Source organism: Burkholderia pyrrocinia, from assembly GCF_022809715.1.
Lineage (GTDB): Bacteria > Pseudomonadota > Gammaproteobacteria > Burkholderiales > Burkholderiaceae > Burkholderia > Burkholderia pyrrocinia_C.
The window spans coordinates 381,831-397,111 of record NZ_CP094460.1; the positions used below are offsets into that span (position 1 = coordinate 381,831).

The window sequence follows — 15,281 nt, forward strand, 5'->3', positions numbered from 1 at the left end:
GCGAGCGATGCGCCGGTCGGCTCTTGACCATTGTCGCGACGCGCGACGAACAAAACTTGACGCACGTCAATGGCAAACGTAGCACAGGCGCGAAGCGCACGGTCGTGCCGCATGTGGGCACGACCGTGCGTCGCGCTTACGCGTCGAGAAACGACTGCGCGTTCTCGGCCTCGGCGGCCGTGCGCAGCGCGGCGAGCGCACGTTTCTCGATCTGCCGCACGCGTTCGCGCGACATGCCCGCGTCCTGCGCGATCGCGTCGTACGTATCGGGCTCGGCGCCGCCGAGGCCGAACCGCCGGCGCAGCACGTCGGCCTCGGCCGGCGTGACCGACCGCAGCAGCGACGTCACGCATTCGCGCATGCGCGTGTCGGCCAGTTGCTCGAACGGGCTGGCCGACGCCTGATCCTCGATCAGGTCCACGAGGCCGGTGTCCGCGTCGGGCAGCGGCGTGTCGAGCGAGACGGGCTCGGCGGGCAGCGCGAGCACCGCGCGCACCTTGTCCTCGTCGAGCCCGGTTTCGGCCGCGAGTTCGGCAGGCGTTGCCTGGCGGCCGGTGTGCTGGCGAAAGCGCAGCGCATGCCGCCGTACACGCTGGTACTGGTCGCCGACGTGCACCGGCACGCGGATCGTGCGCGAGCGATCCGCGACCGCGCGCGCGACCGCCTGGCGGATCCACCAGGTCGCATAGGTCGAGAACTTGAACCCGCGCCGGTATTCGAATTTCTCGATCGCGCGCATCAGGCCGACACAGCCGTCCTGCACCAGATCGGGCAGGTCGATGCCGCGGTTCATGTACTTGCGCGCGATCGACAGCACGAGCCGCAGGTTCGCTTCGAGCATCGCGCGGGTCGCGTCGTGCACTTTCTGCTGGCCGTCGGTCAGCGCCGCCGCGAGGGCACGGCGGGCGACGGTGTCGAAGCAGGCGGCTTCGCCCGCTGCGGCGTCGTGCGGGGCTGCCGCGAGCGCGCGCACGACGCGGCTTGCGTCGTCGACGGCCGGCGCGACCCACGCGATCGTGCCGAGCAGCGCGGCCACGCGGTTGCGCGCGTCGCGGTATTCGGCCGAACGGCAGCCATGCGCAAGCAAGGCGCCGCGCAGCGCCGACACGGCTGCCTGCAGCGCGTCGTAGCTGGCGGGCATGGGCGTGTCGCCGTCGTCGTCGTCGGGCGATCCGGTTGCGCCGGCGGCACCCGCCGTTGCACGGTGACGCGCAAGCAGCGCGTCGACCGCCGCCGGACAGCCGGCGAGCGCGTGCAGCACCTGGTGGCGGCCCGTCTCGATTTCGCGGGCGAGCACGATTTCGCCTTCGCGCGTGAGCAGCGGTACTGCCTGCATGCGCCGCATGTAGAGCGCGAGCGGATCGGTCGATGCGCTCGTGCCGCGTGCGAGATCGCCGAGCACGGCCCGGCCTTCGTCGAGCGTGTCGCGATCGACATCGACAGGTGCCGTACCGGCGAACGGCGCAGGCGCGGCCGGCTCGTCGAGCACGGCGATGCCGATGTCGGCGAGCGCGGCGCGCACGACGTCGAGCGCGTCGGGGCTGTCGCTTTCGGGCGGCAGCGCGTCGACGAGGTCGGCGTGCGTCAGATAACCCTGTTCGCCGGCGAGCGCCAGCAACTGGATGATCGGATCGAGCGGCGTGTCCGCCCGGGGAGTGGGGCGTGGCGTAGTCATGTCGATGGCGGCGTGGGCCGCGCTCCTGTCGGGGGCGGACCGAAGTCCGCCGGTTTCGGGCCGCCGTGTGTCCGCGAACGCTCGTCCGCGCCGGTCAGCCTGACATCGTTCAAGTTGAGGGCATCTGCGCCAACTTCAATGCGGGCGCGGCAGACAGGCAGCATGGGGTATGCCCGCACGACCGTCCGGTGCAGGAAACAAAAAGTAACCGATCATACCCGCGGAAATCTGCAGGGGACGTAAGCTAGAGTCAGGCGCGCGCCCGGCGGCGGCGCGCGGATTCTGCCGGAGCACGAGATGAACCCGATTTCCGCCGCGAGGCCCGCCGTCATCGCGCTGGCCGCGCTGACGCTCGGCGGCTGCTACTACACGAGCCCGTACGGGTATGCGCCTTATTACGCGCCGGCGCCCGCCACGGTAACACAGCGCGAGATCCCGGTTGCACCGGCCGCGCCCGGCGCGGCCCTTTCGCCGGCCCCCGATACGCCGGCCGACGTCGTTGCGCCGGTGCCGGTGTATGTCGCGCCGGCCTATGTGCCGCCGCCGTATCCGTACTACTACCCCGCGTACCCCGCGTACTACCCCGGCTGGTACGGGCCGCCCGTCACGATCGGCTTCTGGGGCCGTTGGGGCGGCGGGTACCGGGGCGGGCGCGGCGGGTACTGGCATCGTCCGTGGGGCGGCGGGCATTGGGGCGGCGGCCACTGGGGCGGCGGCCATCGGCACTGAGGGCGCGCGGCGGGGCCGCGCGGGAGAGCATCATGAGCAACACGATTGTCCGAAGTCTGTGCGTCGTCCTGCTTGGCCTCGCGGCCGCGCCGGGCGTCGCCGATGCGCAGAGCAGCGCCTACACGAACTCGCCGGCCGAGCTGTACGCCGGGCCGGCGCCCGATTATCCGGTGGTCGCGCAGATCCCGCCCGACACGGCGCTGGAGGTATTCGGCTGCCTGAGCGACTACTCGTGGTGCGACGTCGCGCTGCCGGGCGTGCGCGGCTGGATCGATGCGCAGTTGCTCGAGTATCCGTACCAGGGCAACTACGTGCCGTTGCTCGAATACGGCGCGATCATCGGGGTCCCGGTGACCGGATTCGCGATCGGCGCGTACTGGGATCGTTATTACCGGCACCGCCCGTGGTACCACGACCGCGATCGTTGGGCGCATCGCGCGGAACCGCGGCTCGGCCCCGGCGGGTTCCCGCCGGGACAGGGCCGTCCGCGGCCGGGCGGGCCGATACAGGCCGTGCCGGGCGGCCCGCCGCCGGGGCCGCATGATGCACGGCCGTCGGCCACGCGCGGCGGCTGGAACGGAGCGAACCGCACGCCGGCGCCGGCGGCACCTGCACCTGCACCGATGCAGGCCGCGCCGGGCGGCCCGCAGCCCGCGCCGCATGATGCGCAGCCGTCGGCCACGCGCGGCGGCTGGAACGGAGCGAACCGCATGCCGGCGCCGGCGGCACCTGCGCCTGCACCGATGCAGGCCGCGCCGGGCAATGCCCGTCCGGCGGGCCCGCCGCCGGCCGTATTGCGCCCGCCGCCCGCACCGGGCGGTGAAGCCCGTCCGATGCCGCCCGTGCATCAGGGAGGTGGCGGCGGTGGCGGTGGTTACGCGCGGCCGCAAGGCGGCGGAAACGGCGGCGGTACCCGCGGTGGCGGCGGTGGCGGCGGTACCGACGAATACCGTCATTGACCGTACCAGCCCCGCGATTTCTCCGCGCGCAGGACGAAAAAAAGCCGCTCCGGAGAGCGGCTTCTGGATCAGGCGAGCGGGCGGCCGGGCGGTTGCGTGGCGCCGCAGCCCGAGCGGACTGTCCGTCGCCGGTTGCCCGTCGTCGGTAGACCGCCCCGTCAGTCGTCGAGCAGCGACACGTCGCGCACCGCGCCCTTGTCGGCCGACATGACCAGCTTCGCGTACGCCTTCAGCGCCGCAGACACCTTGCGCGGACGCGGCTGCGCCGGCTTCCAGCCCTTCGCGTTCTGCTCTTCGCGGCGGCGCGCCAGTTCCTCGTCCGATACCAGCACGTCGATCGTGCGGTTCGGGATGTCGATGCGGATTCGGTCGCCGTCGCGCACGAGGCCGATCGCGCCGCCCGCTGCCGCTTCCGGCGAGCAGTGACCGATCGACAGGCCCGATGTGCCGCCCGAGAAGCGGCCGTCCGTCAGCAGCGCGCATGCCTTGCCGAGCCCCTTCGACTTGATGTAGCTGGTCGGGTAGAGCATTTCCTGCATGCCGGGGCCGCCCTTCGGGCCTTCGTAGCGCACGATCACCACGTCGCCCGCCTTGACCTTGTCGTTCAGGATGTTCTCGACCGCTTCGTCCTGCGATTCGGTCACGTGAGCCGAGCCTTCGAACACGAGGATGCTTTCGTCGACGCCGGCCGTCTTCACCACGCAGCCGTCGAGCGCGATGTTGCCCGTCAGCACCGCGAGGCCGCCTTCCTTCGAGAACGCATGCTCGTACGAGCGGATGCAGCCTTCGGCGCGGTCGAGGTCGAGGCTCGGCCAGCGCGTGTTCTGGCTGAATGCGACCTGCGTCGGGATGCCGGCCGGGCCGGCCAGGTAGAACGTACGGACCGCTTCGTCCTGCGTGCGCACGATGTCCCACTGGTCCAGCGCATCCTTCAGCGTCGGTGCGTGGATGGTCGGCACGTCGGTGTGCAGCTTGCCGGCGCGCTCGAGCTCGCCGAGGATCGCCATGATGCCGCCTGCGCGGTGCACGTCCTCGATGTGGTACTTGTTCGTGTTCGGCGCGACCTTGCACAGCTGCGGCACGGTGCGCGACAGGCGGTCGATGTCCTTCATCGTGAAGTCGATGCCGGCTTCCTGCGCGATCGCCAGCAGGTGCAGGATCGTGTTGGTCGAGCCGCCCATCGCGATGTCGAGCGTCATCGCGTTCTCGAACGCCTTGAAGCCGACCGAGCGCGGCAGCACGCGTTCATCGTCCTGCTCGTAGTGCTGGCGCGTCAGTTCGACGATGCGGCGGCCGGCGCGCTTGAACAGTTGCTCGCGATCGGCGTGCGTCGCGACCACCGTGCCGTTGCCGGGCAGCGACAGGCCGAGCGCTTCGGTCAGGCAGTTCATCGAGTTCGCGGTGAACATGCCCGAGCACGAGCCGCAGGTCGGGCAGGCCGAGCGTTCGACTTCGGCGACGTCGGCGTCCGAATACGACTGGTCGGCCGCGATCACCATCGCGTCGACGAGGTCGAGCTTCTTCAGTTCGACGGTCTTGGTGACCGGGTTAGCGAGGCGCGTCTTGCCGGCTTCCATCGGGCCGCCCGACACGAAGATCACCGGAATGTTCAGGCGCATCGCGGCCATCAGCATCCCCGGCGTGATCTTGTCGCAGTTCGAGATGCACACCATCGCGTCCGCGCAGTGCGCGTTCACCATGTATTCGACCGAGTCGGCGATGATGTCGCGGCTCGGCAGCGAATACAGCATGCCGTCGTGGCCCATCGCGATGCCGTCGTCGACCGCGATCGTGTTGAATTCCTTCGCGACGCCGCCGGCAGCCTCGATCTCGCGCGCGACGAGCTGGCCGAGATCCTTCAGGTGCACGTGCCCGGGCACGAACTGGGTGAACGAGTTGACGACCGCGATGATCGGCTTCGAGAAATCGTCGTCTTTCATGCCGGTGGCGCGCCACAGCGAGCGCGCACCTGCCATGTTGCGGCCGGCGGTGGAGGTTTTGGAACGGTAAGTGGGCATCGTGGTTGCTGAAGAAATATCGCGGAAAAGGGTGGAGGCACGGGAATAAAGGCCTCTCTCGCGCCCGTGCGAACAACCTCTTGAGCTGCGCCCTGGGCAAACCGGGCGATTATCCCACAGCCGCCGGGGGCGTGGCGCCCGCGGGGCCGGCAAGCGGCGCGTGCGGCCGGCGCGGCGCGCAACGCGCGGGCGGTTGCGGCACGCCCGCGCGGCCGGTTCGAGAGGCGGCCGGATCGCGCTTTTATCGACGATCCAGCCGCGCCACTCCCGCGCTCCGGCGTCAGTCGAGCAGCGTCAGGATCTCGTCGTAAAGCGCCTGCGGAATCCGCACGCCGTTCGCGATGCTGCGCGCGCGGGCGTCGAACCGCCGTTGCGACGGCAGCCGCGCGCCCTGCGCGACGATCGACCCGAACATCCGCTCGCCGCGCGCGAGCCCCGCGTCGAGATCGTCGCCGAGGAACACCTTCGGATCGAACGCGATCACGAGCTCGCCGTGGCATGGCGTCGCGCCGACGCCTTCGTCGAAATCCATCGATTCCCGGCTCGTCATGTCGCCGATCAGCGCGCCGCCGAGCAATTCGACCATCGCCGCGAGCGCCGAGCCCTTGTGGCCGCCGAACGTGCGCATCGCGCCCTGCAGCGCGGCCTTCGGATCGGTGGTCGGCTGGCCGTCGGCGTCGATCGCCCAGTGCGGCGGAATCGCCTTGCCTTGCTTCGCGTGCAGCTCGATGTCGCCGCGCGCGATCGCGCTCGTCGCGAAATCGAACACGAACGGCTCGCCATCCGGGCGCGGCCATGCGAACGCGATCGGGTTCGTGCCGAACACCGGTTCGCGGCCGCCTTCCGGCGCGACCCAGCTGTGGCTCGGGTTCATCGCGATGCCGACCAGCCCCTCGGCCGCGATCGCCTCGACCTCGGGCCACAGCGCGGAGAAGTGGTAGCAGTGGTTGATCGCCATCGCGGCGATCCCGTGCTGTTTCGCCATCTCGGCGAGCACGGGCAGCCCGGTTTCGAAGCTCAGCAGCGAGAAGCCGCGATGCGCGTCGACCGCGACGATCGACGACGACAGCCGGCGCAGCGTCGGCACCGCTTGCGGATCGACCTTGCCCTTCTTCAGCGAACGTACGCAGACGAGCAGCCGGTACACGCCGTGCGAATGGCATTCGTCGCGCTGGCCCTGCGTGATCACGTTGGCGATCGCCCGCGCATGCGCATCGGACATCCCGTTGTGCGTCAGCACGCGCAGCGCGAGCGCATGGACTTCGTCGAGTGACAGGACGACTTCGGCGGTTTGCTCAGACATGGTTCACCTCGCGCGGCGCGGGCACGCCGTCGATGCGCTGCGGCACGTTCAGCGGATTGCTATCGCGGATCGCGTCCGGCAGCAGCGCGTCCGGCAGGTCCTGGTACGACACCGGGCGCAGGAAGCGCTCGATCGCGCGTGCGCCGACCGACGTCGTGCGCGTGTCGGACGTCGCCGGGAACGGGCCGCCGTGCACCATTGCATGGCCGACCTCGACGCCGGTGCCGAAGCCGTTGACGAGAATGCGGCCGGCCTTGCGCTCGAGCGTCGGGCGCAGCGCGGCGAACAGCGGCGCGTCGCCGTCGGCGAGATGCGCGGCGATCGTCAACTGGCCTTCGAGCGACTTCAGCACGCGATGCAGCGTGTCGGCATCCGGGCAGCGCACGATCAGCGAAGCGGGGCCGAACACTTCTTCGCGCAGTTCGGGGCGCGCGATGAACGCGTCGGCCGACGTCGCGAACAGCGCCGCGCGGGCCTGGTAGCGACTGCCTTCGACGCCTTCCGCCAGCAATTCGACCGCGTCGTGCCCGCGCAGCGCCGCGACGCCTTGCGCATAGCTTGCGTGGATGTGCGGCGTCAGCATCGTCTGCGCGGCCGCCGCGCGCACGGCATCGGCCGCCGCGGCTTCGAACGCGCGCAGCGCGGGGCCGTCGACGGCAAGCACGAGACCGGGGTTCGTGCAGAACTGGCCCGCGCCGAGCGTGAGCGACGCGACGAACTGCGGCGCGATCGCATCGTGACGCGCGTCGAGCGCGGCGGGAAACAGCAGCACCGGATTGATCGAGCTCATTTCCGCATAGACGGGAATCGGTTCGGGGCGCGCGGCCGCGATATGCATCAGCGCGACGCCGCCGCGGCGTGAGCCGGTGAAGCCGACGGCCTTGATGCGTGGATCGGCGACGAGCGCCTGGCCGATCTCGCGCGACGCGTCGAACAGCAGCGAGAACACGCCGGCCGGCATCCCGCATTCGCGCGCCGCCTGCTGGATCGCGCGGCCGACGAGTTCCGACGTGCCCGGATGCGCGGAATGCGCCTTGACGATCACCGGGCAGCCGGCCGCGAGCGCCGAGGCCGTATCGCCGCCGGCGACCGAGAACGCGAGCGGGAAGTTCGACGCGCCGAACACGGCGACGGGCCCGACCGCGACGTTGCGCAGGCGCAGGTCGACGCGCGGCAGCGGCTTGCGCTCGGGGCGCGCCGGATCGATCCGCGCGTCGAGAAAACCGCCGTCGCGCACGAGCGACGCGAACAGCGCGAGCTGGCCGACCGTGCGGCCGCGTTCGCCTTCGACGCGTGCGCGCGGCAGGCCCGTTTCTGCGACGCAGCGTTCGATCAGGTCGTCGCCGAGCGCCATGATGTGCCGGCCGATCGCGTCGAGAAACGCGGCGCGCGCGTCGAGCGTCGTTTCGCGATACGTGTCGAACGCGTCGTCGGCGAGCGCGCAGGCCGTCTCCAGGTCGTGCAGGCTCGCGCCGCCGAAAGCGGGTTCGAGTGGCTCGCCGGTCGCGGCGGCGATCGCGTGGAGGGTGCCGTTCTGTCCGGCGACGGCGGACTGGCCGATCAGGAGCTGACCTGTGAGTTGCATGGTTTTCCTCGAAAAAAACAGTAGCCGGGCATGGCGCGCCCGGCCGGAGTGATGGTGCGAAGAGGGAGCGGGTGCGTCAGTCCTCGTCGTCGTCGAGCTGCAGCTTGTCGGAACGGATGCCGGTATTCGCGCCCCAGTAGTAGATGACGAGCGCAACCGCCGCGACGACGACCGTGTCGTACGGATGCGCGAGCCGGCCCGTGCCGCCGAAGCCGCCGAGATACGACAGCACGATCATCGCGGCATAAAACGCGATCAGCCACGCGGACGAGCGCACCTGTTCGGCGAGGCTCAGGTGTGCGGTCGGCACCCAGCGGCGGCACGCGAGATAGATGACGAACATCACGATCTGCAGGCCGAGCAGCCAGGACACCGTGCTCCAGCCCGACCAGTAGACGATCAGCGCGGCGATCACGAACGACGCGGGGCCGGTGATGCCGAACGCGCTTGCGCGGAACGGCCGCGGCAGGTCGGGCGCGGTGCGGCGCAGCGCGGCGACCGATACCGGCGCGACCGCGTAGCTCAGCACCAGCGCGGCCGACACGATGTTGATCAGCGCTTCCCACGACGGGAACGGCATCGTCCAGAAGATCGCGAGGCCGAACGTGAGCCACAGGCCCGCGCGCGGGATGCCCGACGCTTCGTCTACGCGCGTGAAGACCTTGAAGAACGTGCCCGTCTTCGCCCAGCCGTAGACCACGCGTGGCGTCGCGTTCATGTAGATGTTGCCGCAGCCGCTCGGCGAGATCATCGCATCGGCGACGACCATCACCGCGAGCCAGCCGACGCCGAGCGCGAGCGCGATGTCGCGGTACGGCAGCGTGAACGCCTTGCTGATGTCGTGCCAGCCGCCGGCGAGCATCGCGGTCGGGATGCTGCCGATGAACGCGAGCTGCAGCAGCACGTAGATCAGCGTCGACAGCAGGATCGACAGGATCAGCGCGATCGGGATCGTGCGCTGCGGATTGCGCACCTCGCTCGCGACCGACACGATCGGCGTGAGCCCGAGGTACGCGAAGATGATGCCGCCGGCGGACACGGCCATCTCGATGCCCGGCATGCCGAACGGCGCGAAGCCGTGCACGGTCAGGTTCGCGGGCTTGAAGAACGTGAACAGCACGCCGATCACCGCGAGCGGCACGATGAACTTGAAGATGCTGATGATGTTGTTCGCCTTCGCGAACGTCTTCACGCTCGAATAGTTCAGGTAAAAGAAGAAGCAGAGCAGTGCGGCCTGCACGAGCCAGCCGAGCGTCGTCGGGTCGCTCGATCCTTCGACGGTGAGGCCCGGAAACCACGCGGCCGCGTACTGGCGCGCGGCGACGACTTCGATCGCGATCAGGCTGGAGAACGCGATCAGCGTGATGAAGCCCATCAGGTAGCCGAGCAGCGGGCCGTGCGAGAACACCGGGTAGCGGACCACGCCGCCCGCGCGCGGCAGCGCGGCGCCGAGTTCGCAGTAGACGATGCCGAGCAGCAGCACCGCGAAGCCGCCGAGCAGCCACGAGAAGATGCCGGCCGGGCCCGCGATCGTCGACACGTGACTCGCGGCGAACAGCCAGCCCGAACCGAAAATGGCGCCGAGACCGATGAACGTGAGATCGGTCAGCGACAACTGTTTCTTGAACTTGCCGTGACCCGCGTCGGGGTGCACGGCACGGGAAAGCGGGACGGACGGGTGAGCGTTGCCTTGGCCTGGCATGGGCTTGTCTCCTGGGGGGATATCGGTGCAGGCGTCTGGTGCGCCGCGCTCCGACGGAGCAGCGGCGTACGCCTGCCGGCCGGCGTCGCCCGGTTCGAACGACCGGGGCGGGCCGCGGGCCGTTCACGTGCGGCGCAGGCGGGCGCCGGGGCGAACGGGCCCGCAGGCCATGCCGGACCGGAGACGGCGGCGCGAGGGGGAAAGCCTTGCGCCGCCGCAGAGGGAGTCGGTCAGAGACCGACGTCGGGCAGCGCCGGGCGCGTTTCGAGCGCCTTCGCGACGATTGCCTTCACTTCCGCGAGCGTGTCGCCCTGCAGCGCGAGGCGCGGCGGACGCGTGACCGCGCTGCCGCGGCCGACCAGCTCTTCGCACAGCTTGATGCACTGCACGAGGTCGGGGCGCGCGTCGAGGTGCAGCAGCGGCATGAACCAGCGGTACAGCGCGAGGGCTTCGTCGAAGCGTTTCTGCTTCGCGAGGCGGAACAGCGTCTCGCCTTCCTTCGGGAACGCGTTCGACATGCCCGACACCCAGCCTTCGGCGCCGACCGCGATGCTCTCGACCACGACGTCGTCGAGGCCCGCGAACAGCACGAAGCGATCGCCGACAGCGTTGCGCAGGTCGATGAAGCGGCGCGTGTCGCCCGACGAATCCTTGAAGCAGACGATGTTCTCGCAGTCCTGCAGCGCGATCAGCACGTCGGGCGTCACGTCGTTCTTGTAGATCGGCGGGTTGTTGTAGACCATCACCGGCAGGTCGGTGCTGGTCGCGACCGCGCGGAAGTGCGCGGCGGTTTCATGCGGCTTCGCCGAGTAGACCAGCGCGGGCATCACCATCACGCCGTCGACGCCGACGCGCTGCGCTTCGCGCACCGTGTTGCGCGCGAATTCGGTCGTGAATTCGGCGATGCCGGCGATTACCGGAATCTTGCCGCCGGCCGCGTCGCGCGCGGCTTCGATCACCTGCAGCTTCTCGCTCGTCGACAGCGACGTGTTTTCGCCGACCGTGCCGCAGACCACGAGGCCCGACACGCCGTCGTTCACCAGGTTCTTCACCACGCGGTGGGTGGCGTCGATGTCGAGGGAAAAGTCCGGCTTGAACTGGGTGCTGACGGCCGGGAAAACCCCGGTCCACTGAATGGCTTTGCGGCTCACTGAAATCTCCTACGTTCGTATCGGTCGGCCGACAGGTGTGTCGGTGTGGCAACCAGTATCGCCGCGCAAATGCCCATCACGCTTGAGTTGTATCGCGGAGCAAAATGACGAAATCGGCACAGCGGCCGCCCGGTGCGCGAAGGGCGCCTCGCACTATGCCGATTTCGTCGTCGTCCTTATCGAAAAGCCACAAGCGGATGGACGCGCGACGGAGGAAGCTATGCTCCTTTCCCCACTTCGGACGGCTCATGATGAAGCGCATCCAGATCATCGATTCGCACACGGGCGGCGAACCCACTCGGCTCGTCGTGTCCGGTTTTCCGTCGCTCGGCAGCGGCACGATGGCCGAGCGGCGCGACGTGCTCGCGCGCGAGCACGATCGTTATCGCACCGCGTGCATCCTCGAGCCGCGCGGCAGCGACGTGCTGGTCGGCGCGCTGCTGTGCGAACCGGTATCGCCCGACGCGGCGGCCGGCGTGATCTTCTTCAACAATAGCGGCTATCTCGGCATGTGCGGGCACGGCACGATCGGCGTCGTGCGCACGCTGCATCACATGGGGCGCATCCGGCCCGGCGTGCATCTGATCGAAACGCCCGTCGGCACCGTCGAGGCGACGCTGCACGACGACCTGTCGGTCAGCGTGCGCAACGTGCCCGCGTATCGCCACGCGAAGGGTGTCGCGGTCGACGTGCCCGGTTACGGCCCCGTGAAGGGCGACATCGCATGGGGCGGCAACTGGTTCTTCCTGATCAGCGACCACGGGCAGCGCGTCGCCGGCGACAACGTCGCGGCGCTTACCGCGTATGCGTCGGCCGTGCGCGCAGGGCTCGAACGCGCGGGCATCACCGGCGCGAACGGCGGCGAGATCGACCATATCGAGCTGTTCGCCGACGATGCCGAGCACGACAGCCGCAGCTTCGTGCTGTGCCCGGGCCTCGCATACGACCGTTCGCCGTGCGGCACCGGTACGAGCGCGAAGCTCGCGTGTCTCGCGGCCGACGGCAAGCTCGCGCCGGGCGCCGTGTGGCGGCAGGCGAGCGTGATCGGCAGCGTGTTCCAGGCCAGCTACGAGCAGGCCGACGGCGGCATCGTGCCGACGATTCGCGGCAGCGCGCACCTGAGCGCGGAAGCGACGCTGCTGATCGAGGAAGACGATCCGTTCGGCTGGGGCATCGCGCCGTGAGCGACGCAAGGACCGACGTCGTCGTGATCGGCGCCGGCATCGTCGGCGCGGCGTGCGCGCACGAACTCGCGCAGCGCGGGCTGCGCGTGCTCGTCGTCGACGACGCGAGCGGCGGTGCGACCGGCGCGGGGATGGGCCACCTCGTCGCGATGGACGACAACGCGGCCGAGCTCGCGCTGAGCCATTACTCGATCGAACTGTGGCGCGCGTTGAGCGGCGAGATGCCGGAAGGCTGCGCGTACCGCAACTGCGGCACGTTGTGGCTCGCGGCCGACGCGCACGAAATGGATCTCGCGCGCGCGAAGCAGGCGACGCTTGCCGCGCACGGCGTGGCCGGCGAGCTGATCGACGCAGCGACGCTCGCGCAACTGGAGCCGATGCTGCGCGCGGGGCTCGGCGGCGCGCTGAAGATTCCGGGCGACGCGATCCTCTATGCGCCCGTCACCGCGAACTGGCTGCTGCAGCGCGCCCCGCGCATCACGTTGCGCCGCGACCGGGCCGTTGCGGTCGACGGCCCGCGCGTGACGCTCGCGGGCGGCGACACATTACGCGCGGAACGCGTGGTCGTCGCGAACGGTGTCGCGGCACGCACGCTGCTGCCCGAGCTGCCGCTGCGCCCGAAAAAGGGCCACCTGCTGATCACCGACCGCTATCCGGGCCACGTGTCGCACCAGCTCGTCGAGCTTGGTTATGCGGCGAGCGCGCATGCGAGCGACGGCACGTCGGTCGCGTTCAACGTGCAGCCGCGGCCGACCGGCCAGTTGCTGATCGGCTCGTCGCGCCAGTTCGACACCGAAGACGCGCGCGTCGAGCCGCCCGTGCTCGCACGGATGCTGCATCGCGCGGTCGGCTACCTGCCGGATCTGGCCGACCTGAACGGGATCCGTTCATGGACAGGTTTCCGTTCCGCGAGCCCCGACGGCCTGCCGCTGCTCGGCGAGCACCCGGCGCGGCCGGGCGTGTGGCTCGCGGTCGGGCACGAAGGGCTCGGCGTGACGACCGCGCCGGGTAGCGCGCGGCTCGTCGCCGCACAGATGGCCGGCGAACGGCCGCCCATCGATATCGAACCGTATTTGCCGGGACGCTTTCTGACCGCGTCCCCCGTAGCCGGAGCGCTGACATGATCATTCATCTGGACGGCCGCGCGCTGACGGTGGCCGGCGGCGCGACCGTCGCGGCCGCCGTCGCGGCGAGCGGCGACGACACGACGCGCGTGTCGTGCACGGGTGCGGCGCGTGCGCCGTTTTGCGGAATGGGCATCTGCCAGGAGTGCCGGATGACGATCGACGGCCGCCGCCGGCTGGCCTGCCAGACGTTGTGCCGCGACGGGATGCAGGTGGAGCGCACACGATGAAACAGGAACGACTGAGTGTCGACGTCGCGATCGTCGGGGCGGGCCCGGCCGGGCTGTCGGCCGCGCAGGCCGCCGCGCAAAGCGGTGCAACGGTTGCGATCGTCGACGACAACCCGCGGGCGGGCGGGCAGATCTGGCGGCAAGGCGCAGCGGCCACGCCGGTGCAGGCCGCGGCCGAACGCCTCACCGTACTGCGGCAGCCGAACGTCACGCACCTTGCAGGGACACGCATCGTCGCCGAAACGCAGCCGGGCACGCTGCTGCTCGAGGACGACGAGCGCGGGCTGCTGCTCGAGTTCCGGACGCTGATTCTGTGCTGCGGCGCACGCGAGCTGCTGCTGCCGTTCCCGGGCTGGACGCTGCCGGGCGTCACCGGCGCGGGCGGCTTGCAGGCGCTGATCAAGTACGGCCTCGACGTGCGCGGGCAGCGCACGGTGATCGCGGGCAGCGGGCCGCTGCTGCTGGCGAGCGCGGCGACGGCACGTCAGGCCGGCGCGCGCGTGTCGCATGTGCTCGAACAGGCCGCATGGGGCGACGTGGCCGGCTTCGGGGCAGGGCTGTGGCGCTGGCCGTCGAAGCTTGTGCAAGCAGCGAAGCTCTTCACGGCCGCCTATCGGCCGGACGCGCACGTCGTCGCAGCGTTCGGCGACAAGCGGCTCGAACGCGTGCGGATTCGCCACGGCGATCGCGAGTTCGACGTCGACTGCGACCGGCTGGCGTGCGGCTTCGGCCTCGTGCCGAACACCGTGCTGCCGAGCCATCTCGGCTGCCGGATCGAGAACGGCGCGGTGGCGGTCGACGCGCATCAGCGGACGAGCCGCGACGGGTGCTTCGCGGCCGGCGAGTGTACGGGCGTCGGCGGCAGCGAGCTGGCGATGGTCGAAGGCGAAATCGCCGGTTATGCGGCGACCGGGCAGACGGCGCCATTGGCCGCGCTCGTCGCGCGGCGCGCGCACTGGCAGGTTTTCGCAGATGCCGTACGCGAGCGTTTCGCGATCCGCGAGCCGATCCGCCGGCTTGCGCGGCCCGATACGCTGCTGTGCCGCTGCGAGGATGTGCGTTTCGATGCGGTCGCGCAGGAGCCGGGCTGGACGGCTGCGAAGCTGCAGTCGCGTTGCGGGATGGGCGCGTGCCAGGGCCGCGTTTGCGGTGCGGCCGCGCAGGCGCTGTTCGGCTGGACGCCGCCGGTGCCGCGTACGCCGCTCGTGCCCGCGCGGGTCGGCACGCTGATGCTCGACGGCACGGCGTCCTGCGACGGCGCGTGACGCGTCGCGGCGAAGCGGCCCGGTTTGCGCCGGGCCGCGCCATTTACTTCATCTTCGCTTTCCCCCATCTACGTGCCTGAGGCGCCGCGCCTGCGTGCAGGCATTCGATCGTCGCGGCCACGGCCACGGCCGCGCGATTCGCGCTGTCGGGGTTCAGGGTACCGGTACACCGACACCGCGCCTTGGCTCTCGCGTTTTTCGGCAGGATGCTGGCGCTAGGCATGGTTCGCGCCGATGCGACGCGTGCGTCGGTCTCGAGTGCGATCGCCGGCGACCAAGCCTGAGCGAAGAGGGCGCAAGGTCGCCGATGGATAAATAGCAGGAAGCAACATTATATGAATTGATATATTATTTGT

The 15,281-nt window shown here is 70.1% G+C and carries 12 protein-coding genes; 6 read left to right on the forward strand and 6 right to left on the reverse strand.

What is annotated here, in order from left to right; all coding sequences use genetic code 11:
• Positions 1–136: 136 nt before the first annotated feature.
• Entirely contained in the window at positions 137–1,675 is a 1,539-nt protein-coding gene (locus MRS60_RS18585) for a sigma-70 family RNA polymerase sigma factor (protein WP_243566367.1), read from the reverse strand.
• Between the two features lie 297 nt (positions 1,676–1,972).
• Between MRS60_RS18585 and MRS60_RS18590 the strand changes: the two genes are divergently transcribed.
• Positions 1,973–2,404, forward strand: a complete 432-nt coding sequence (locus tag MRS60_RS18590; protein WP_243566368.1) for a hypothetical protein — start codon at positions 1,973–1,975, stop codon at positions 2,402–2,404.
• Positions 2,405–2,436: 32 nt separating this feature from the next.
• Positions 2,437–3,363: an SH3 domain-containing protein gene (locus MRS60_RS18595; RefSeq protein WP_243566369.1), complete on the forward strand. Its 927-nt coding sequence runs from the start codon at positions 2,437–2,439 to the stop codon at positions 3,361–3,363.
• A 158-nt stretch (positions 3,364–3,521) separates the two neighbouring features.
• Here the strand turns inward: MRS60_RS18595 and ilvD are convergent, their stop codons facing one another.
• The 5 genes from ilvD to MRS60_RS18620 all read right to left on the reverse strand — a co-directional run bounded on the left by ilvD (position 3,522) and on the right by MRS60_RS18620 (position 11,122).
• Positions 3,522–5,381 (reverse strand): dihydroxy-acid dehydratase, encoded by a 1,860-nt coding sequence (ilvD, locus tag MRS60_RS18600; protein ID WP_152857685.1) that lies wholly within the window; start codon positions 5,379–5,381, stop codon positions 3,522–3,524.
• Between the two features lie 280 nt (positions 5,382–5,661).
• Positions 5,662–6,684 (reverse strand): Ldh family oxidoreductase, encoded by a 1,023-nt coding sequence (locus MRS60_RS18605; protein WP_217590670.1) that lies wholly within the window; start codon positions 6,682–6,684, stop codon positions 5,662–5,664.
• On the reverse strand, positions 6,677–8,269 hold the full coding sequence (locus MRS60_RS18610; protein WP_217590671.1) for an aldehyde dehydrogenase (NADP(+)): 1,593 nt from the start codon (positions 8,267–8,269) through the stop codon (positions 6,677–6,679). Before MRS60_RS18610 ends, MRS60_RS18605 begins: the two co-directional genes overlap by 8 nt.
• 76 nt (positions 8,270–8,345) lie before the next feature.
• Positions 8,346–9,971 carry an APC family permease gene (locus MRS60_RS18615; protein ID WP_243566370.1) on the reverse strand — a complete coding sequence of 542 codons (1,626 nt, stop codon included), beginning with the start codon at positions 9,969–9,971 and terminating at the stop codon, positions 8,346–8,348.
• Between the two features lie 230 nt (positions 9,972–10,201).
• Positions 10,202–11,122, reverse strand: a complete 921-nt coding sequence (locus MRS60_RS18620) for a dihydrodipicolinate synthase family protein (protein WP_059591384.1) — start codon at positions 11,120–11,122, stop codon at positions 10,202–10,204.
• Positions 11,123–11,373: 251 nt separating this feature from the next.
• Between MRS60_RS18620 and MRS60_RS18625 the strand changes: the two genes are divergently transcribed.
• The 4 genes from MRS60_RS18625 to MRS60_RS18640 are packed head-to-tail and all read left to right on the forward strand — an operon-like array spanning position 11,374 to position 14,925.
• Positions 11,374–12,306, forward strand: coding sequence for a 4-hydroxyproline epimerase (locus MRS60_RS18625; protein WP_243566853.1), 933 nt, complete (start codon positions 11,374–11,376; stop codon positions 12,304–12,306).
• Complete coding sequence (locus MRS60_RS18630; RefSeq protein ID WP_243566371.1) at positions 12,303–13,430, forward strand: NAD(P)/FAD-dependent oxidoreductase; 1,128 nt, start codon at positions 12,303–12,305, stop codon at positions 13,428–13,430. The genes MRS60_RS18625 and MRS60_RS18630 overlap by 4 nt, the downstream gene beginning before the upstream one ends.
• The gene (locus MRS60_RS18635; protein ID WP_243566372.1) at positions 13,427–13,660 is read left to right on the forward strand and encodes a 2Fe-2S iron-sulfur cluster-binding protein; all 234 of its coding nucleotides are present in this window, start codon (positions 13,427–13,429) and stop codon (positions 13,658–13,660) included. Before MRS60_RS18630 ends, MRS60_RS18635 begins: the two co-directional genes overlap by 4 nt.
• Entirely contained in the window at positions 13,657–14,925 is a 1,269-nt protein-coding gene (locus MRS60_RS18640; protein ID WP_243566373.1) for an NAD(P)/FAD-dependent oxidoreductase, read from the forward strand. Before MRS60_RS18635 ends, MRS60_RS18640 begins: the two co-directional genes overlap by 4 nt.
• Positions 14,926–15,281: the final 356 nt, after the last annotated feature.

Excerpts from the sequence above, each read along its gene's own strand:
- MRS60_RS18605 (WP_217590670.1), bottom strand. The coding sequence starts at position 6,684 with ATGTCTGAGCAAACCGCCGAAGTCGTCCTGTCACTCGACGAAGTCCAT.
- MRS60_RS18585 (WP_243566367.1), bottom strand. The coding sequence starts at position 1,675 with ATGACTACGCCACGCCCCACTCCCCGGGCGGACACGCCGCTCGATCCG.
- MRS60_RS18595 (WP_243566369.1), top strand. The coding sequence starts at position 2,437 with ATGAGCAACACGATTGTCCGAAGTCTGTGCGTCGTCCTGCTTGGCCTC.
- MRS60_RS18625 (WP_243566853.1), top strand. The coding sequence starts at position 11,374 with ATGAAGCGCATCCAGATCATCGATTCGCACACGGGCGGCGAACCCACT.
- MRS60_RS18615 (WP_243566370.1), bottom strand. The coding sequence starts at position 9,971 with ATGCCAGGCCAAGGCAACGCTCACCCGTCCGTCCCGCTTTCCCGTGCC.
- MRS60_RS18610 (WP_217590671.1), bottom strand. The coding sequence starts at position 8,269 with ATGCAACTCACAGGTCAGCTCCTGATCGGCCAGTCCGCCGTCGCCGGA.
- MRS60_RS18590 (WP_243566368.1), top strand. The coding sequence starts at position 1,973 with ATGAACCCGATTTCCGCCGCGAGGCCCGCCGTCATCGCGCTGGCCGCG.
- ilvD (WP_152857685.1), bottom strand. The coding sequence starts at position 5,381 with ATGCCCACTTACCGTTCCAAAACCTCCACCGCCGGCCGCAACATGGCA.
- MRS60_RS18635 (WP_243566372.1), top strand. The coding sequence starts at position 13,427 with ATGATCATTCATCTGGACGGCCGCGCGCTGACGGTGGCCGGCGGCGCG.
- MRS60_RS18640 (WP_243566373.1), top strand. The coding sequence starts at position 13,657 with ATGAAACAGGAACGACTGAGTGTCGACGTCGCGATCGTCGGGGCGGGC.